Here is a 19,694-nt window from a genome sequence, read left to right as displayed (position 1 = left end):
TTGCACATCAGTGACTGACAGACCGCTATCGCAGGCAAGCCAGCTCCCACAGTAAGCATTCTCCCCAGAGCTTTATCGCACGCTAGACCTTGAACCGCGCCACCGTCTGGTGCAACGCGCTCGCCATCCCCGCCAGGTCATGCCCCGCCGTTTCGGTATGCAACGCGCCCTGCAATACCTGCTGCGACAAGCTGCGAATCCCCACCAGGTTGCGATCCACCTCCCGCGCCACCAGTGCCTGTTCCTCGGTGGCACTGGCGATCATCAGGTTGCGCTCGTTGATCTGCGAGATCGAGCGGGTGATTTCCTCCAGGGCCTCACCCGAGCGTTGCGCCACGCCGAGGGTGGCCTGCACACGCTCGCTGCTGCTGTGCATCGCCGCCACGGCGTGTTCGGTGTCTTGGCGAATATTGCCGATCATCTGCTCGATCTCCTGGGTCGAGGCCTGGGTGCGATGGGCCAGCGCACGCACTTCATCGGCCACCACCGCGAACCCGCGCCCGGCATCGCCGGCCCGGGCCGCCTCGATGGCGGCGTTGAGGGCCAGCAGGTTGGTCTGGTCGGCAATGCTGCGGATCACTTCGAGCACGCCGCTGATGTCTTGCACGCGCCCGGCCAGTTGCTGGATGCGCTCCGAGGTTTCCACCACGCCGGTGGCCAGGGTGTTGATCGACGCCACGGTTTCCTGGACCTGGGCACGCCCGCGCTGGGCCGTCTGTTCCGACAGGCGCGAAGCCTCGCTGGTGCTCACTGCATTGCGCGCGACTTCGTCCACGGCGGCGGTCATTTCGTTGACTGCGGTGGCCGCCTGTTCGATCTCCTGCCCTTGGGACTGCAAGCTGCCGCTGGTCTGGCTGCTGACCGCGCTGAGTTCTTCGGAAGAGCTGGCCACGCCGTCCACCGAGGCCGCAATGTGGCGCACCATCTGGTTGAGGTTCTGCTGCATATGGTGCAGGTTGCGCATCACGCTGCCGTCGGCACTGTTGCCCAGCGGTACGTCGATGGTCAGGTCGCCCTCGGCGATGTGGTTCAACACCCGCGCCACTTCATCCGGCTCGCCGCCCAACGGCCGGGTCACACTGCGGGTGACGATCACGGCGGCCGCGACCACCAGGGCCAGGCACAGCAGGAACAGCCCGATCATGTTGCGCCGCGCCTCGTCATACAGAACCTGCGCCGCCTGTTCACGCTCGCTGAACAACCGCCCTTGCATCGCCATCAGCGCGTCCAGGCTCTTGAACACCTGCGCTTCGGCCGGCATCACCTGTTGCTTGAGCTGGGCCAGGCCCTGTTCACGGGCACCTTGCTTGATCAACGCCTGCACCTGGGTGAACGCCGCCACATAGGTTTCGCGGTGGTTTTTCAAGGTCGCGTAGGCGGCCTTGCCTTCCGCACTGTCGAGCAGCGGTTCAAGGGTGGCGAAGGCCTCGGTGATGCGCTGGCGCGTGGTGCCGATGGCTTCCTGGGCCTGCTGATTGTCCTGGTTGATCAGCAGGTCGCGGGTGTTGCGCCCGTTATCACGCACGCCGGTGGCGATCACCATGATGGGGGCGATGCGCGGCCAATCCTGCTGCACGATCTGCTCGGACTGCTGCTTGAGGGTTGCCAGGTCGTGCAAGGCGTAAAACACCAAGCCCACCAGGGCCAGCGGCGCAATCGCGAAGCCGATGACAATGCGTTGTGCCGTGGTTAACTGCGTCATTCTGAACATTCCTTGATGAAAACCTGCCCACCATGGGCAGCATCTATAAAAACCGGTTGAGGGTGCTGATCACCCTCGCAATACAAAAGCGGGAAACAACTCGTGCAAACGGCCCCATAACTCCGGCAAGCGGGCCTGCACCGGTGAAGTCGGCAGTTGCGGATCGAGCATGCTCGCCGTGCGCACCAGCTGTACGGCAAAACGTTGCACACCCAAGGCCTGCAAACGCTGGGCCAGCAGCAACAAGCGTGGCGGATCGATCAAGTGCCAGTGCACGGTGGTGCGGCATTCGTAGTCCACACCGCTGGCCAGCAGGGTGTCGAGGCTGCGCCAGTTGGCGGTGCCGCTGCCCTTGACCTGGGTGACCGACGGGCAATCCTCGGCCAGCGCCTTGACGTCAAACCCGACCCAGTCGGCATGGCGCAAGGCATTGGCAAACCCTGCCGGCTTGATCCCTGCACTGTGCAGGCCAATGCGAAAACCCATCGCGCGCACTTCATCCATGGCCGCCGGCAAGCCTTCCTGCAAGGTCGGCTCGCCGCCGCTGAACACCACTGCATCGAGCAAATCCTGGCGGCGCTGGAGAAACAGCAACACCCGGCGCCAATCCATCTCCGTGCTGGCGCGCGGCGGGATCAGGTCCGGGTTATGGCAATAGCGACACCGCCAGGCACAGCCCTGGCAAAACAGCACGCAGGCGAGCATGCCGGGGTAGTCGAGGGTGGTCAGGGGCACCAGGCCCCCGACCCGTAGCGCTCGACTCATTGGCGCCCGGCCACGGCGGCCGCTTCGGTGAAGTGCACGCGCTCCTTGTGTTCGGACTGCTTGCCGGGGTTGAACGCCGACACCGGCCGGTGATAACCCATCACCCGGGTCCAGACTTCGCAGCGCTGACGTTGTGGCTGGGTTGCTTGCATGGTGAATCTCCTTGGGGTTGAAAAAACTTAGTGGGCCGCGGCCAAGACCTCATCGCACTTCGGGCAAAACTCGTGTTCGCCCGCAAGGTAGCCGTGCACCGGGCAGATCGAAAACGTCGGCGTGACCGTGAGGTACGGCAGACGGAAACGCCCCAGTGCCTTGCGCACCAATTGCTTGCAGGCCTGGGTCGAAGAAATCTGTTCGGCCATATAAAGGTGCAATACGGTGCCGCCGGTGTACTTGCATTGCAGTTCGTCTTGCAGCTCCAGGGCCTCGAACGGGTCCTGGGTAAAACCCACCGGCAGTTGCGAAGAATTGGTGTAGTACGGCGCGACGTCGCTGCCGGCTTGCAGGATGTGCGGGTAACGCTTGCGATCTTCCTTGGCGAAGCGGTAAGTGGTGCCTTCCGCCGGCGTCGCTTCGAGGTTGTAGAGGTGGCCGGTGTCTTCCTGGAAACGCAGCAAGGTGGCGCGCACATGGTCGAGCAGCTGGAGGGCGAACTCACGGCCCTGGGCGGTGTGCATGCCCTGCTCGTCGCCGCTGAAATTGCGCAGCATCTCGTGCATGCCATTGAGGCCGATGGTGGAGAAGTGATTGCGCAGCGTGCCCAGGTAGCGCTTGGTGTACGGGTAGAGACCGGCATCCATATGGTGCTGGATCACCTTGCGCTTGACCTCCAGGCTTTCCATGGCCAGCTGCATCAGTTGATCGAGGCGTTGCAGCAGGCCCGAGGTATCGCCCTTGAACAGATAACCCAGGCGCGCGCAGTTGATCGTCACCACCCCCAGGCTGCCGGTCTGCTCCGCCGAACCGAACAAGCCCCCGCCGCGCTTGAGCAACTCGCGCACGTCCAACTGCAAGCGGCAGCACATCGAGCGCACCTGATTGGGCTGCATATCGGAATTGAGGAAGTTCTGGAAATACGGCAAGCCATAACGCGCCGTCATCTCGAACAGGCGATCGGCGTTGGCGCTGTCCCAGGGGAAATCATGGGTGATGTTGTAGGTCGGGATCGGGAAGGTGAACACCCGGCCCTTGGCGTCCCCGGCCTGCATCACTTCGATGTAGGCGCGGTTGATCAGCTCCATTTCGGCTTGCAGGTCGCCATAGGCGAACGGCATTTCTTCACCGCCGATCACCGGGATTTGCTCGCGCAGGTCTTCCGGGCACACCCAGTCGAACGTCAGGTTGGTGAACGGCGTCTGGGTGCCCCAGCGCGACGGCACGTTGAGGTTGTAAATGAACTCCTGCACCGCCTGGCGCACTTCGGGGTAGCTCAGTTGATCCTTGCGCACATAGGGCGCCAGGTAGGTGTCGAACGAACTGAATGCCTGCGCCCCGGCCCATTCGTTTTGCAGGGTGCCGAGAAAGTTGACCATCTGCCCCAACGCGCTGCTCAAGTGCTTGGGCGGCCCCGCCTCGACCCGTCCCGGTACGCCGTTGAGGCCTTCGTGCAGCAACGAGCGCAGCGACCAGCCGGCGCAGTAGCCGGCGAGCATGTCCAGGTCGTGGATATGCAGGTCAGCCTCGCGGTGGGCGCGGCCGATCTGTTCGCTGTAGACCTCGTCGAGCCAGTAATTGGCGGTGACTTTGCCTGCGACATTGAGGACCAGGCCGCCGAGGGAATAGCCCTGGTTGGCGTTGGCTTGCACGCGCCAGTCTTCGCGGTCGAGGTATTCGTTCATTGAGGTGGCGACTTCCACCAGGGTCTTGCGGTCGCGGCGCAGGCGGCCGTGTTGTTCGCGGTAGACGATGTAGGCGCGCATTGAGCGGAAGTGGCCGGCGTCCATCAATACGCGTTCGACGCTGTCCTGGATTTGTTCGACGTCCAACTGGTCGATGCCTCTTAGGCGGGCCAGTACTGCCCCCAGTAAGAGGTCGGCTTCGGGGGGCTGGTATTCGGTGGTGGCGTTGCCGGCGGCGATCAGGGCCTGGCGGATTTTTTCGGCGTCGAAGGGGGCCTGGGTGCCGTCACGTTTGTAGAGGTGGGTGCTGGCCAGCGGGGTGAGAGCGGTTTGCATTTTTGGCTCCTAGCACTACATATAGATGTTTTTTATTTACTAGACACAAGATGCAGTGATGGTATGGAGGTTGGTTTGGGGGAGCATTGATCGGGGTCAAGTTTTTTCAGATCGGGTGTATATCCGTTTCTTGGGTAACGGCCACTTATGGTTCCGCTCTTACAGCGGCTCACTTTTGAAGAGCGCAAAAGTAAGCAAAACGCTCTTGCCCCAACACTCGGTGCCTCGCCTAGGCTCGGCATGCCCGTAATCCGACATGGATTTGGGGGGCCGCCCAAGATCAAAATCAAAAGCAAAGCGCGGCGGCCTAATAGCCGACCGAGTCTCTGGAGCTGACGCGTTCCCTTGTGGGAGCTGGCTTGCCTGCGATGGCATCAACTGGGTGTACCTGATGTACCGAGGTGTCTGCATCGGAGGCAAGCCAGCTCCCACATTTCAAACCGAGATCGACACAAAAAATCGGTCGGCTCCAAGGCCGCCGCGCTTTTGCTTTTGACCTTACTTGCCCCGTCAAACACGCTGGCCGAACGCAGGCTCGAATCCGTGGGTAACCCGGCAGGACGCCGGGTTAGCCGCCACTCATATTCATAAACCGCACCACCTGCACCTCCCCCGCCCCCGTAAATTCATGCCGCAGCGGCTTCCCCTTCAACGCCCTGTGCAACGCCTCGATCAACGGCCCATCCTCCAACGGATACCCCCTGAGCAACCCCCGCAAATCCACCGAATCCTCCTGCCCCAAACACAACAAAAGCCTCCCCTCCACCGTCACCCGCACCCGATTACAACTGCCACAAAAATTATGCGAATTAGGTGAAATAAACCCGATCCGCGTCCGAGGATGCCGCGCCAACCGCACATACCTCGCTGGGCCGCCGCTGCTCTCGGCGCTGTCGAGCAACGCGTATTCACTGGCGATCACCGCACGCACGTCGTCGCTGGGGCAAAACGTCTCCCCCCGCGACCGCCCCACATCCCCCAGAGGCATCTCCTCGATAAAACTGATATCGATCCCCCGCTCAATGGCATACCGCACCAACCCCGGTACCTCATCAAAATTGCGCCCCTTCATCACCACACAATTAAGCTTGACCCGCTCAAACCCCGCACCACTGGCCGCGTCGATCCCGTCCAGCACCTGGCGCAAATCACCGTTGCGGGTGATCGCCCGAAACCGCTCAGGATCAAGGCTGTCGAGGCTGATATTCATGCGCTTGACCCCCGCCTCCACCAACGGCCGCGCCAACCGCGCCAGTTGCGAGCCATTGCTGGTCATCACCAACTCACGCAAGCCCGGCAATGCCGCAATGTTGCGGCACAGCCCGACAATCCCCGGACGGATCAGCGGTTCCCCACCGGTGAGGCGGATCTTGCGCACGCCCTGCCCCACAAACAACGCAGCCAGGCGCTCCAACTCTTCCAGGCTCAGCACCTGCTGGCGCGGCAGGAAGGTCATGGTTTTCGCCATGCAATACACACAGCGAAAATCACAACGGTCAGTCACCGACAAGCGCAAGTAGTCAATCGAACGGCCGAGCCCATCCACCAGGCTCATGTCACTGCACCAACGGCGAGTCGGCGCCCTGCAAGGCGAGGCCACGGATATCCGCCGCGCCAATCAGGGTGTGCAGGTATTGCACCAGCGCCTTCTGCCACACGCCTTGCTGCAACTGGGTGCGGATCGCACCGGCCACCGCTTCATAGGGCAACGGCTGGCCTTCGACACGCTGGTCGATGCTGATCACGTGCCAGCCGTAGCGGCTTTCCAGGGGTTTGTCGGCCAGGCCCGGCGCCAGGGTGAACAGCTGGCGCTCCAGTTCCGGCACGGTCTGGCCCTTGCTGATCTGGCCCAGCGAACCGCCCTGGGCCTTGGAGGGACACGCCGAGTACTTGAGGGCCAGTTCGGCAAAGCTGCCGGGGGTTTGCGCCAGGCTCAGCAGCAGGATTTCCGCCTGCACATGGGCCATCTGCCGCGCCTCGGCGTCGTCCGGTGCGCATTCGAGGAGGATATGCCGCACCGCCAGCAACGGCGCGCTGTGGAAGCGCCCGCGATTGCTCTCGAAGTAGTGCAGGCACGTCGCCTCGTCGCACTGCGGCACGCTGATTTCACGCTCCAGCAGCAGGCGTGTGGCCGCCTCTTCTTCGTTCTCGCCGGGGGCAATGTCCACCGCCAGCCCAAGCTCACTGATGCGCTGCTGCAACAGCTCGCGGATCACCAGCGCGCGGGCGGCCAGGTACACCGCCGACTCGCGGCTTTCCGCCGGGTGATACTGCAACTCCAGGGCCATCGCCTCGGGCGTGATAGGCACGCCGTTGACGCTGACGATGGGCCATTCCTGTTCACTGCTGGCGATCAACTCAGGCGCCGCCTCTGCCACCTCGACCACCTCGACTTCCGGCGCTGGCACCGACGACCCGCAACCTCCGCCACATCCGCATCCTGTTGTCATGACCGTCTCCTCACGACTTCTGCCGCACGATTTGATAACGCCGCCCCAGGTACCAGATCGGTGCGCTGACCACGTGCACCAAGCGGGTAAACGGGAACAGCACGAACAAGGTCAGGCCCAGCGCCACATGGGCCTTGTAGATCAGCGACACCGGCGCAATCGCCGCCGCCGCTTCCACCGGCCGTAGCAGCACCACGTTCTGCGCCCAGTCGGCGAGCATCACCATCACCGAGCCGTCCATATGGCCGGTGGACGCGACGATGGTCAGCAAACCCAGCAGCAACTGCGCGAGCAGCACCAGCAGGATGAGGATGTCCGACGCACTCGACGTCGCCCGCACCCGTGGATCGCTGAGGCGGCGCTTGACCAGCATCAGCAGGCCCACCAGGCACAGCAGGCCGAAGAAGCCACCGGAGACCATCGCCAGCAACTGCTTGTTTTCGGTGCTGATGACGTGGTGGTACACCGACGCCGGCGTGAGCAGGCCGACAAAATGCCCGGCCAAGACAAACAGCACGCCGATATGGAACAAGTTGCTCGCCACGCGCATGCCACGGTTGTTGAGCATCTGGCTGGAGCCGGCCTTCCACGTGTACTGCGCCAGGTCGAACCGCGCCCAGCTGCCCAACAGGCAGATCGCCAGGGCGACGTAGGGGTAAACCCCGAATACCAGCAAATTCCACTTAGACATTACCCACCTCCCCGGCCGGCACGGCGGCCGGCCCTTGCTGCTGAAAATCCACCCAGTGCAACGGCACGGCGCTTTCTTCGCGGGCCTTGCCCGGAGCACTCGGCATGGCACTGCAACGGTCCTGCTGTTCGGCCTGCATAAAGTCCACGGCTTCCTCTTCCCAGACCTTGTCGAGGGCTTCGAGGGAGTCGTCACGCGGTTCCGCCGCCACCTGCGCACGCACCTCGGCCACGGCCTGGTGCGGCTCGGCGCCCGCGATCTGCAACAGTGCACGGAAGCAACTGGCGTAGGCGCTCTCGCGCTCTTCCAGGCGCGCGCCGAGCAAGGCCAGCAGGTGCGCCACATCCGCCAGGCCCTCGCGGGCCTCGATGTCTTCGCGGGTGGACAAGAACTCCAGGTACAGCGGGATGTAGTCCGGCAGCTCCTTGACGCCAATGGCAAACCCGGCTGCTTCGTACTGGGCCATCATGTCCACCATGGCCTGGCCACGGTCGCGGGACTCGCCGTGCACGTGTTCAAACAACAGCAGCGACAACGAGCGCCCACGGCCAAACAGCGCGCCGTAGTGTTCCTGGCCGTCCATCAGGTCGTTGGCGCAGATCAGTTCGAGCAATTCGAACAGCGCACCGCGTTGCTTGGGGCTGATTTCCCGCGACTCGATAATCGCCTGCTCCAATTCATCGCGGCCGTTCACCAGGCGTTCGGTGGGGTAGTCCAGCAGCAGCGAAATCACTTTAAGAATGCGCATGGCTCAGTCCTCCCAGATCTGTACGGTTTTCAGCACGTCGCGGCGGTTGGCCTTCTTCGCGCCGAACATATTGGTGTCGGAACTGCCGCTGCAGCCGCTGCCAAAGCTGAAGCCACAACCGGAACGCTCGGCGAACGCGTCGCTCATGGCGTCTTCACGGTGGGCGCTAGGGACGACAAAACGGTCCTCGTAATTGGCGATGGCCAGGTAGCGGTACATCTCTTCCACCTGGGGCACGCTCAGGCCGACGTCTTCGAGCACTTGCAGGTCCTGCACGCCGTCCACTTGCTGGGAGCGCTTGAACGCACGCATGGCCAACAGGCGTTTCAGGGCGCGCTTGACCGGTTTTTCATCGCCTGCCGTGAGCATGTTGGCCAGGTAACGCAGGGGGATGCGCAGGCTGTCGACGTCCGGGATCACCCCGTTCATGCCCACGGTGCCGGCAGCGGCGGCGTTCTGGATCGGCGAGAGTGGCGGCACGTACCAGACCATCGGCAAAGTGCGGTACTCAGGGTGCAATGGCAGGGCGAGCTTCCAGTCCACGGCCATTTTGTACACCGGCGAACGCTGCGCCGAGTCGATCACCGACTGCGGCACGCCATCGGCCAGGGCCTGGCGGATCACCGCCGGGTCGTTGGGGTCGAGGAAGATCTCCAGCTGCTTCTCGTACAGGTCCTGCTCGCTGGCGGTGCTCGCCACTTCGCTGATGCGGTCGGCGTCGTAGAGCAACACGCCGAGGTAGCGGATGCGGCCGACGCAGGTTTCAGCGCACACGGTGGGCATGCCGGCTTCGATGCGCGGGTAGCAGAAGATGCACTTCTCGGATTTGCCGCTCTTCCAGTTGAAGTAGATCTTCTTGTACGGGCAGCCGCTGATGCACATGCGCCAGCCACGGCATTTTTCCTGGTCGATCAGCACAATGCCGTCTTCTTCACGCTTGTAGATCGCGCCGCTGGGGCACGACGCCGCGCACGCCGGGTTGAGGCAGTGTTCGCACAGGCGCGGCAGGTACATCATGAAGGTGTTTTCGTACTCGCCGTAGATGTCGGCCTGGATCTGGTCGAAGTTCTTGTCCTTGCGCCGCTTGGCAAACTCGGTGCCGAGGATTTCTTCCCAGTTGGGGCCCCACTCGATTTTCTGCATGCGCTTGCCCGACACCACCGAACGCGGGCGCGCGGTGGGTTGGTGCTCGCCCAATGGCGCGGTGTGCAGGTGCTGGTAATCGAAGTCGAATGGCTCGTAGTAGTCGTCCAGGCCCGGCAGGTCGGGGTTGGCGAACAGGTTGGCGAGCACGCGGAACTTGCCGCCGATACGCGGGTTGATACTGCCGTTGGCGTTGCGCACCCAGCCGCCCTTCCACTTGTCCTGGTTCTCCCACTCCTTGGGGTAGCCGATGCCGGGTTTCGATTCGACGTTGTTGAACCAGGCGTATTCCATGCCTTCGCGGCTGGTCCACACGTTTTTGCAGGTGATCGAGCAGGTGTGGCAGCCGATGCATTTGTCCAGGTTGAGGACCATGCCGATTTGTGAGCGGATCTTCATCTCAGTTCTCCTCGATATCAGTCGGCAATGGGCGTGGCAGGTCATCGCCGTGGGAGCCATCGAGCCAGTCGACCTTGGCCATCTTGCGCACCACGACAAACTCGTCGCGGTTGCAACCGACCGTGCCGTAATAGTTGAAACCGTAGGCCTGCTGGGCGTAGCCGCCGATCATGTGGGTCGGTTTGAGCACCACGCGGGTCACTGAGTTGTGGTGGCCGCCACGGGTCTTGGTGGTTTCCGAACCGGGCACGTTCACGATGCGTTCCTGGGCGTGGTACATCATCACCATGCCTTCCTTGACGCGCTGGCTGACCACCGCGCGGGCGGTCAGCGCGCCGTTGACGTTGAAGCATTCGATCCAGTCGTTGTCCTCGATGCCGGCGCGCTTGGCGTCGATTTCCGAGAGCCACACGATCGGCCCGCCACGGCTGAGGGTGAGCATCAGCAGGTTGTCGCTGTAGGTGCTGTGGATGCCCCACTTCTGGTGCGGGGTGATCCAGTTCAGCACGATCTCCGGCTCGCCATTGCTGCGCTTGCCCTTCACGCCTTCGATGGTGCGGGTGTTGACCGGTGGCCGATAACTCATCAGTTGCTCGCCGAACGCCTGCATCCACGGGTGGTCCTGGTAGAACTGCTGGCGGCCGGTGATGGTGCGCCATGGGATGTTTTCATGGACGTTGGTGTAGCCGGCGTTGTAGCTCACGTGCTCGTCTTCGAGGCCGGACCAGGTGGGGCTGGAAATGATCTTGCGCGGCTGCGCCTGGATATCGCGGAAACGGATGGCTTCGTGGGCCTTGGAAATCGCCAGGTGGCTGTGGTCGATGCCGGTGAATTCCGACAGCGCGGCCCAGGCTTTCAGGGCGACCTTGCCGTTGGTTTCCGGGGCCAGGGACAGGATCACCTCGGCCGCGTCGATGGCCGTGTCGATCTTCGGCCGACCTTGGCTGATACCCGCATCCCCTTCGTGATGATTCAGCTCGCCGAGAAACTCGACTTCTTCCTCGGTGTTCCAGTTGATGCCCTTGCCGCCGTTGCCGAGTTTTTCCAGCATCGGGCCGAGGGAGCTGAATTGCTTGTAGATGTTCGGGTAGTCGCGTTCCACCACCGCCATGTTTGGCGCGTTCTTGCCCGGCACGGGCGCCACGCCGGCGCTTTTCCAGTCGGTGCCGCCAAATGGCTGGGCCAGTTCGCCGACGCTGTCATGCATCAGCGGTACGGTGACCAGGTCCTTTTCCACACCCAGGTGCCCGACCGCCATGGCGGAAAAGGCCTTGGCAATGCCCTTGTAGATTTCCCAGTCGGAGCGCGACTCCCACGCCGGGTCGATGGCGGCCGACAACGGGTGGATGAACGGGTGCATGTCCGAGGTGTTCATGTCGTCTTTTTCGTACCAGGTGGCGGTCGGCAAGACGATGTCGGAATACACGCAGGTGGACGACATGCGGAAGTCCAGCGTCGTCACCAGGTCCAACTTGCCGATGGCGCCGTCATCGACCCATTCGGCTTCGGTGGGCTTGCTTTCGCCGCCAAAGCCGATGTCTTCGTTCATCACGCCGTTCTTGGTGCCCAGCAGGTACTTGAGCATGTACTCATGGCCCTTGCCCGACGAGCCAAGCAGGTTGGAGCGCCAGATAAACATGTTGCGCGGGAAGTTCACCGGGCTGTCCGGTTGTTCGCAGGCAAAACGCAAGGAGCCGTCCTGCCAGGACTTGACCACGTAGTCTTTCGGCTCCATGCCCGCGGCGGCCGCTTCACGGCAGATATGCAGCGGGTTGCGGTTCAGTTGCGGCGCGCTGGGCAGCCAGCCGGCGCGTTCGGCGCGGATGTTGTAGTCCAGGGCGTGGGTGGGGAACTGGGACTTGTCCGCCAGGGGCGAGAGCACGTCGTGCATGTTCATTTTTTCGTGGCGCCACTGCGAGCTATGGCCGTAGAAGAAGCTGGTGCCGTTCATTTGGCGTGGCGGGCGGTTCCAGTCCAGGCCAAACGCCAGGGGCAGCCAGCCGCATTGCGGGCGCAGTTTTTCCTGGCCGACATAGTGGGCCCAGCCGCCGCCCGTCTGGCCGACACAACCGCAGAGCATGAGCATGTTGATCAGGCCACGGTAGTTCATGTCCATGTGGTACCAGTGGTTCATCGCCGCGCCGACGATGATCATTGAGCGGCCACGGGTCTTGTCGGCGTTGTCGGCGAACTCGCGGGCAATCTGGATCGCCTTCTCGCGGCTGACGCCGGTAATCGCCTCCTGCCACGCCGGGGTGCCGGGCACGCTGGCGTCGTCGTAGTCCCTGGCCACGTTGCTGCCGCCCAGGCCACGGTCGATGGCGAGGTTGGCCGCCGACAGGTCGAACACCGTGGCGACCTTGGCCACGCTGCCATCCGCCAGCACCACGCTGTGCACCGGCACGCGGCGGAACTGCACGGCCTCACCGGCCACGTGCTGGAAGTGTTCGTGGGCTTCACCGGCAAAATACGGGAAGGCCACTTCGGCTACGTCGTCGCCGATCAGGCTGAGCTTGAGGTCGATGGCGCGGCCTTCACCGCCCTCTTTGGCGAGGATGTTCCACTTGCCCTTCTCGCCCCAGCGGTAGCCGATGGCGCCCTGTGGCGAGACCAGCGCGCCGCTTTCGTCGAGGGCGATGGTTTTCCATTCCGGGTTGTTGTCCTGGCCGAGGTTGTCGATCAGGTCCGAGGCGCGCAGGAAGCGATCCGGCTGGAAGCCCGCGCCCGGCGCCGTGCCGAGCATCGGCTTGAGCATCACCAGCACCGGCAGGTCGGTGTAGCGCTTGGCGTAGTCGGTGAAATACGGGCTCGGGTGGTCCAGGTGAAATTCCTTGAAGATCACATGGTTGAAGGCCTGGGCCAACGCGGCGTCGGTGCCCTGCTTGGGGTTGAGCCACAGGTCGGTGAGCTTGGCCACTTCCGAATAGTCGGGGGTGATGGCCACGGTCTTGGTGCCCTTGTAGCGCACCTCGGTGAAGAAGTGCGCGTCGGGGGTGCGGGTCTGCGGGACGTTGGAACCCCAGGCAATGATGTAGTTGGAGTTGTACCAGTCGGCCGATTCCGGCACGTCGGTCTGCTCGCCCCACACCATCGGCGAGGCCGGTGGCAGGTCGCAGTACCAGTCATAGAAGCTCAGGCACACGCCGCCCAGCAGCGACAGGTAACGGGAACCGGCGGCGTAGCTGACCATGGACATGGCCGGGATCGGCGAGAAGCCAACGATGCGGTCCGGCCCGTATTGCTTGATGGTGTAGACGTTGGAGGCGGCGATGATCTCGTTCACCTCCTCCCAGTTGGAGCGGATGAACCCGCCCATGCCACGCTTGCTCTTGTACGACTCGGCCTTGGCCTTGTCCTCGACAATGCTCGCCCAGGCTTCCACTGGCGCCAGGGTCAGGCGCGCTTCACGCCACAGCTTGAGCAGCGGCTTGCGGATCTTCGGGGACTTTAGCCGGGTGGCGCTGTAGATGTACCAGCTGTAGCTGGCGCCGCGCGGGCAGCCACGGGGTTCGTGGTTGGGCAGGTCGTTGCGGGTGCGCGGGTAGTCGGTCTGCTGGGTTTCCCAGGTGATCAGGCCGTTCTTCACGTAGATCTTCCACGAGCAGGAACCGGTGCAGTTCACCCCGTGGGTGGAGCGCACGATCTTGTCGTACTGCCAGCGCGAACGGTAGACATTTTCCCAGTCGCGCGACTCCTTGCGGGTCTCGCCGTGGCCGTCGGAGAACTCGTCTTGCTTGCGGTTGAAGAACCGCAGTTGATCCAGTAAGTGACTCATGATGCTTTCCTCATCAGGCGTGCCGTGGGGTGCGTTGCCCCGCGAATTCGTGGTCGATCAGCAGGGTGTGGCGCAGCCTTTGCGGGCGTACCACCACCAGGTCACGACGATGCAGCTCAGGTAGAAACCGACAAACAGGTAGAACGCCATGGCCGGGCTGCCGGTGGCGGCCATGGAGGTGCCGAAGGTCTTGGGGATGAAGAACGCGCCGAACGCGCCCATGGCCGAGCTGAAACCCAGCACGGCGGCGGATTCCTTGCCGGCGTCCTTCAAGGCTTGTTCACGCACGGCCGGCGGTTGGCCGGCGCTGGCGTTTTCGTGAACGGTGCGGAAGATCACCGGGATCATGCGGAAGGTAGAGCCGTTGCCAATGCCGGTGGTGATGAACAGCAACATGAACAGGCCCAGGAAGCCGTAGAAGTTGCCCGCCTCGCCCTGCTGCGGCAAAAAGTGCAGCACGCCGAAGACCATCACGATCATCAACACGAAGTTCCACAGGGTCACCCGCGCACCGCCCAGCTTGTCCGCCAGCCAGCCGCCCAACGGGCGTACCAGCGCGCCCACCAGCGGGCCGAGGAAGGCGAATTTCAGCGCCACCACGTCGGGAAACGAGGTCTTGATCAGCAGCGGAAACGCCGCCGAGAAGCCGATGAACGAACCAAACGTCGCCAGGTACAACCAGCACATCAGCCAGTTGTGCTTGCGCTTGAAGATCACCGCCTGGTCGCTGAACGAGGCGCGGGCGCTGGACAGGTCATTCATGCCGAACCACGCCGCCACGGTGACGATCAGGATGAACGGCACCCAGATGAACCCGGCGTTCTGCAACCACAGCTGGCTGCCATCCGCCAGGGTTTGCGGCTGGCCACCGAACGCGCCGAAGGCGGCAAAGGTGATCACCAGCGGCACGCAGAACTGCATCACCGACACCCCCAGGTTGCCGAGACCGGCGTTCAGGCCGAGGGCAGTGCCCTGCTGGGACTTGGGGTAGAAAAAGCTGATGTTGGACATGCTGGAAGCGAAGTTGCCGCCGCCAAACCCGCAGAGCAAGGCGATCAGCACAAACACGCTGTACGGGGTGCTCGGGTCTTGCACCGCGAAGCCCATCCACAGCGACGGCAGCAGCAAGGAGGCGGTGCTCAGGGCGGTCCAGCGGCGCCCGCCGAAGATCGGCACCATGAACGAATAGAACACCCGCAACGTCGCACCCGACAGGCCCGGCAAGGCGGCCAGCCAGAACAGCTGGTCAGTGGTAAAGCTGAAGCCGATGGCGTTGAGGCGCACGATGACTGTGCTCCACACCATCCACACGGCAAAGGCCAGCAACAGCGCGGGGATCGAGATCCACAGGTTGCGGGTCGCGGTCTTCTTGCCGCTGGCGCCCCAGAACGCCGGGTCTTCGGGGCGCCAGTCGTGGATCACCGGGCCCGATTCGGGCTTTTGCGCGATAGACATGATCATTCTCCTCTGCCGGCTCGTGTGCCGAGCAACGGCTGTTTGCGGATTTCGCTGAGGTACATCCAGGTCAGGGACACCCAGACCACGCCGTACATCAACATGAAGCAGGAAGAGCGCACGCCGGTGAGGTCCACCAGGGCGCCGAACATAATCGGCAGGACAAAGCCGCCCAGGCCACCGGCCAGGCCGACGATGCCGGACACCGCGCCCATGTTGTGCGGGTAGTCATTGGCGATGTATTTGAAGACCGAGGCCTTGCCGAATGCGAAGGCGATGCCCATCACAAACAGCAGCACGGTGAACAGCGTGGGGTTGAGGCCGATATGGAAATCCAGGGGACCGTTGACGGTCATCACATGCAGTTGGGTCTGCGGGTAGCTGAGCAGGAACAGGCAGATCCAGCTCACCCACAGCACCCACCAGGTCACGCTTTGCGCGCCCCAGCGGTCCGACATCCAACCGCCCACCGCGCGCAGCACACCGCCGGGCAGGGAGAAGCACGCGGCCAGCAGCGCGGCGCTTTGCAGGCTGAAACCGTATTCCTGCACGTAGTACTTGGTCACCCACAGGGCCAGCGCGACGTAGCCGCCGAAGACAATCGAGTAGTACTGGCAGTAGCGCCACACGGCCGGATCTTTCAGGCACGCCAACTGCTCACGCAGGGTGGCGCCACCGGCACTGCGGTGCGCCTTGTTTTCGCTGGTGAGAAACCAGAACAGCAGCGCAGTGACAAACAGGATCGCGCTGAACACCTTGGGCACCAGGTGCCAGGTGCCGAGGGCAATCAGCGCCGGGGCGAGAAACTTGGTCACCGCCGCCCCGGCGTTGCCGGCGCCGAACACGCCCATGGCAAAACCCTGGTTGTCCTTGTCGAACCATTTGGCGACGTAGGCAATGCCCACCGAAAACGAGCCGCCCGCCAGGCCGACAAACAGGCCGAGCACGAGGAACTGCCAATAGGCGGTGGCGTAGGTAATCAGGTACAGCGGCAGTACGCAGACCAGCATCAGCAGGAAAAACACGATGCGCCCGCCGAAGCGATCGGTCAGCAGGCCCAGCGGCAGGCGCACCAGGGAACCGGTCAGCACCGGCGTGGCGGCCAGCAGGCCGAACTGGGTTTCGTTGAGTTGCAGCAGGTCTTTGATCGGCACGCCGAGCACGGCGAACATCATCCACACCATAAAGCAGACGGTGAAGGCCAAGGTGCTCATGCCCAGCACCAGGCCTTGTCGCAGACGGGGTTGAGTCACGGTATGCGCTCCAGAAAGTGATTCCATGAGCGCAGGTTAGGGGCGACACCCCCGCAGAACTTGACCCAGATCAACGTGGGCCGGGTGGGTATGGGGCTATGCTGGCCCCGTCTACCTCCTTGGAGGTAGTCAACAAATCAAGAGAAAGCCTTTATTTATCAATGGATTGCTCTCTTGTGCCGGCTTTTATCCGTGGGAGGGTTCGCCGGCAATTCTTTAGAGGTAGTGCGCCAGGGAAGGCCACGTTCAACCCCCTTTCCCGTTCCAGGTGCAAGCATGCTGCTCCCCCACGCCCTTCGATTGCGCCGTCATGTTTGACTGGCTGCGCAGCTCCCTGCCCGCCCGCGCTGGCCTGGCGGTGATCCTGATCGCTATCTTGGCGCTGGCCAGTTCCCTCAGCGCCGGGCTGATCGCCTGGTTCAGCCAGGGCGACGCCGCCGCGATCAACACCGCCGGCTCCGTGCGCATGGAGACCTACCACCTCAGCTGGAAACTCGCCGCCGGCGCACGCGCGGATGAAATCGCCGAGGTCAGCCAGAGCCTGCAACGGCGCCTCGACAGCCAGTCCCTGAAAGCCGTGCTCGAAGACGGCCCGCACAGCGCGCTGTTGCAGAGTTACCAGCAGATCCAGCAACGCTGGAACGACGAACTGCGCCCAGCAGTGATGCGCGGCGACGCGGCGCTGTTCCAGGCCCAGGCACCGGCGTTCGTCGAGCAACTGAACCGCTTCGTCAGCCTGTTGCAGCAACAGAGCGAACACAAGCAAGGCTGGCAACAGGCGATCCAGGGCCTGGCGCTGTTCAGCACCTTGATCATCCTGCTGCTGGGTTTGTATGAGTTGCAGTACGGCGTGGTCACGCCGCTGCAAGAACTGGTGCACGCCACCCGCCGTTTTCGTGACGGTGACTACCAGACCCGGGTCAACCACCGCTCCGACGACGAGTTGGGCCAACTGGCCCTGAGCTTCAACGCCATGGCCGCGACCATCGAAGCGTCCCATCGCACCCTGGAAAGCCAGGTGCAACTCAAGACCCTCAACCTGCAACAAGCCAACGCCGCCCTGGAACTGCTGTACCAGAGCAGCAGCAGCCTGGCCACGCGCCTGGCCAATGCCGAGGGCCTCGATGAACTGATCCGGCGCTTCCAGAAACGCTTGCCGGGGCTGCGCTTGTCGCTGTGCCTGCAAGGCCACTTCCTCGCCCCGGCCCAGCAGATGCTCGCCCTGCACGGCGAAAACAGCCGCAACGTCTGCGCGATTGGCGATTGCGCCACCTGCGAGCGTGCCCACGTCGCACCGCCGCAGGTGTTCAGCATCAGCAACCAGGGCGCCGAACTGGGTGAACTCAAGGCGCACTTCCTCGACGGCCATGCGCCCCAGGATTGGGAGCAGCAATTGATCCAGGCCCTGGCCAACCTGATCGGCACCTCGCTGTCCCTCAAGCGCCAGCGCGAACAGGACCACCGCCTGCTGTTGTTGGATGAGCGCACCATCATCGCCCGCGAACTGCACGACTCCCTGGCCCAGGCGCTGTCGTACATGAAGCTGCAAGTGAGCCGCATGCAAACCCTGATCCGCCGTGGCGAACCGGTGGAAAGCCTGGCCAGCGTCACCGCCGAACTGCGCGAAGGCTTGAACAACGCCTACCGCCAACTGCGCGAATTGCTCACCACCTTTCGCTTGCAGATCCACGACGCCGGGCTGGTGCAAGAGCTGCAAGACACTGCCGAAGAGTTCTCCCAGCGCGGCGAATTCCAGGTGCACCTGCATGTGGATGCGCTGGCGTTCCAGCTGTCGGCCAGCGAGCAGATCCACCTGTTGCAGATCACCCGCGAAGCCCTGTCCAACTGCCTGCGCCACGCCCATGCGCAGAATGCCTGGCTGCAACTGCGCCAGGTCGGCGAGACCGTCAGCCTGAGCATCGACGACGACGGCCGTGGTTTTGGCGGCGACGTCGACAAACGAGAACACCACGGCCTGACCATCATGGACGAACGCGCGCGCAGCCTGCACGGCCACCTCGACATCAGCCCCCGCGAGCCCCAGGGCACCCGGGTGCAGCTGCGTTTCCAGCCGGAATTCCTCGGCCATTCCCTACAAGGCACCGCCCCATGAACACCGCCACGCGCCACCGTATCCTGCTGGTTGACGATCACCCGATGATGCGCCACGGCATGCGCCAGATCCTCGAACTGGAAGACGACCTGCACGTGGTCGGCGAGGCCGGCAACGGCCAGGAAGCCCTCGACCAGATCGCCAGCCTGCAACCGGACCTGGTGCTGCTGGACAACAACATGCCGCACATGAACGGCCTGGAAACCCTGCGCCGCCTGCGGGCCATGGACTATGCGGGCAAGGTGCTGCTGTTTACCGTGTCCGACGCTGAGGACGATGTGCGGGATGCGCTGCGGCTGGATGCCAATGGGTATTTGCTCAAGGACATGGAGCCGGAATTGGTGGTGGAGTTTATTCGTGATGCGTTGCATGGCGCGTTGGTGATCAGTCCCGGGTTGACCCGTGTGCTGGCCCAGGCGTTGCGCGCGCCGCAGCCGCATGCGGCGGTGGAATTGACTGAGCGGGAGCGGCAGGTGCTGCGTACGATTGCCAGTGGGTATAGCAACAAGGTGATCGGGCATAAGTTGGGGATTACGGAGGGGACGGTGAAGGTGCATGTGAAGAATTTGCTGCACAAGCTGGGGTTGAGGTCGCGGGTGGAGGCGGCGGTTTGGGCTATGGAGCATTTGCGGCAGGTGGGGTGATTGGCTTTGTGTACATATCCGTTATTTGGGTAACGGCGGGTATTGGTTCCGCCCTTACGGCGGGTCACTTTGGAAAAGAGCCCCAAAGTAACCAAAGGGCTCTTGCCCCAACACTCGGTGCCTCGCCTAGGCTCGGCATGCCCGTAATCCGACATGGATTTGGGGGGCCGCCGCCACGCGCCATCCATGGCGCGGGGCGGCTAAACCGGCATCCCTGCCGGTTTACCCCCCAAATCCATGTCGAATTCCGGCCAGCGTGTTTAACGGGGCGCCCAAGATCAAAATCAAAAACAAAGCGCGGCGGCCTAGTAGCCGACCTAATCGATGAAGCGTGCGCATTCCCCTGTGGGAGCTGGCTTGCCTGCGATGGCATCAACTGGGT

The 19,694-nt window shown here is 63.2% G+C and carries 12 protein-coding genes and 1 pseudogene; 2 read left to right on the top strand and 11 right to left on the bottom strand.

The features are described from left to right. Positions 1–82: 82 nt before the first annotated feature. The 11 genes and pseudogenes from B348_RS0109005 to B348_RS0108950 form a co-directional block, all read right to left on the bottom strand. Positions 83–1,702, bottom strand: a complete 1,620-nt coding sequence (locus B348_RS0109005) for a methyl-accepting chemotaxis protein (protein WP_017735794.1) — start codon at positions 1,700–1,702, stop codon at positions 83–85. Between the two features lie 69 nt (positions 1,703–1,771). Next, positions 1,772–2,467 (bottom strand): anaerobic ribonucleoside-triphosphate reductase activating protein, encoded by a 696-nt coding sequence (locus B348_RS0109000; RefSeq protein WP_032864774.1) that lies wholly within the window; start codon positions 2,465–2,467, stop codon positions 1,772–1,774. After that, positions 2,467–4,641: pseudogene (locus tag B348_RS0108990) on the bottom strand (ribonucleoside triphosphate reductase); the annotation flags it as partial. The pseudogene B348_RS0108990 and the gene B348_RS0109000, both read right to left, overlap by 1 nt. 568 nt (positions 4,642–5,209) lie before the next feature. Next, positions 5,210–6,196 (bottom strand): GTP 3',8-cyclase MoaA, encoded by a 987-nt coding sequence (gene moaA / locus B348_RS0108985; protein WP_017735790.1) that lies wholly within the window; start codon positions 6,194–6,196, stop codon positions 5,210–5,212. 1 nt (position 6,197) lies between these two features. After that, on the bottom strand, positions 6,198–7,091 hold the full coding sequence (locus tag B348_RS0108980; protein ID WP_026136675.1) for a peptidylprolyl isomerase: 894 nt from the start codon (positions 7,089–7,091) through the stop codon (positions 6,198–6,200). A gap of 10 nt (positions 7,092–7,101) precedes the next feature. Then, the gene (narI, locus tag B348_RS0108975; protein ID WP_017735788.1) at positions 7,102–7,782 is read right to left on the bottom strand and encodes a respiratory nitrate reductase subunit gamma; all 681 of its coding nucleotides are present in this window, start codon (positions 7,780–7,782) and stop codon (positions 7,102–7,104) included. Further along, a complete protein-coding gene (gene narJ, locus B348_RS0108970) occupies positions 7,775–8,530 on the bottom strand; it encodes a nitrate reductase molybdenum cofactor assembly chaperone (protein WP_017735787.1) in 756 nt (251 codons plus the stop codon). The genes narI and narJ overlap by 8 nt, the downstream gene beginning before the upstream one ends. A 3-nt stretch (positions 8,531–8,533) precedes the next feature. Next, positions 8,534–10,072 carry a nitrate reductase subunit beta gene (narH, locus tag B348_RS0108965; protein WP_017735786.1) on the bottom strand — a complete coding sequence of 513 codons (1,539 nt, stop codon included), beginning with the start codon at positions 10,070–10,072 and terminating at the stop codon, positions 8,534–8,536. 1 nt (position 10,073) lies between these two features. Beyond that, complete coding sequence (locus B348_RS0108960; protein WP_017735785.1) at positions 10,074–13,847, bottom strand: nitrate reductase subunit alpha; 3,774 nt, start codon at positions 13,845–13,847, stop codon at positions 10,074–10,076. A 57-nt stretch (positions 13,848–13,904) separates the two neighbouring features. Then, positions 13,905–15,302 (bottom strand): NarK family nitrate/nitrite MFS transporter, encoded by a 1,398-nt coding sequence (locus tag B348_RS0108955; protein WP_026136674.1) that lies wholly within the window; start codon positions 15,300–15,302, stop codon positions 13,905–13,907. Positions 15,303–15,304: 2 nt separating this feature from the next. Beyond that, positions 15,305–16,555 carry a nitrate/nitrite transporter gene (locus B348_RS0108950; protein WP_017735783.1) on the bottom strand — a complete coding sequence of 417 codons (1,251 nt, stop codon included), beginning with the start codon at positions 16,553–16,555 and terminating at the stop codon, positions 15,305–15,307. A 310-nt stretch (positions 16,556–16,865) separates the two neighbouring features. On the opposite strand from B348_RS0108950, the gene B348_RS0108945 reads away from it, so the two are divergent. Both B348_RS0108945 and narL read left to right on the top strand, forming a co-directional pair. Next, positions 16,866–18,668, top strand: coding sequence for a HAMP domain-containing protein (locus tag B348_RS0108945; RefSeq protein ID WP_017735782.1), 1,803 nt, complete (start codon positions 16,866–16,868; stop codon positions 18,666–18,668). Further along, a complete protein-coding gene (gene narL / locus B348_RS0108940; protein ID WP_017735781.1) occupies positions 18,665–19,312 on the top strand; it encodes a two-component system response regulator NarL in 648 nt (215 codons plus the stop codon). The genes B348_RS0108945 and narL overlap by 4 nt, the downstream gene beginning before the upstream one ends. Positions 19,313–19,694: the final 382 nt, after the last annotated feature.

The sequence above is a fragment of the Pseudomonas sp. CBZ-4 genome, from assembly GCF_000346755.1.
Classification (GTDB): Bacteria; Pseudomonadota; Gammaproteobacteria; order Pseudomonadales; family Pseudomonadaceae; genus Aquipseudomonas.
Note: the sequence above shows the minus strand (reverse complement) of the source record. Positions and strands in the feature narration are given on the sequence as shown.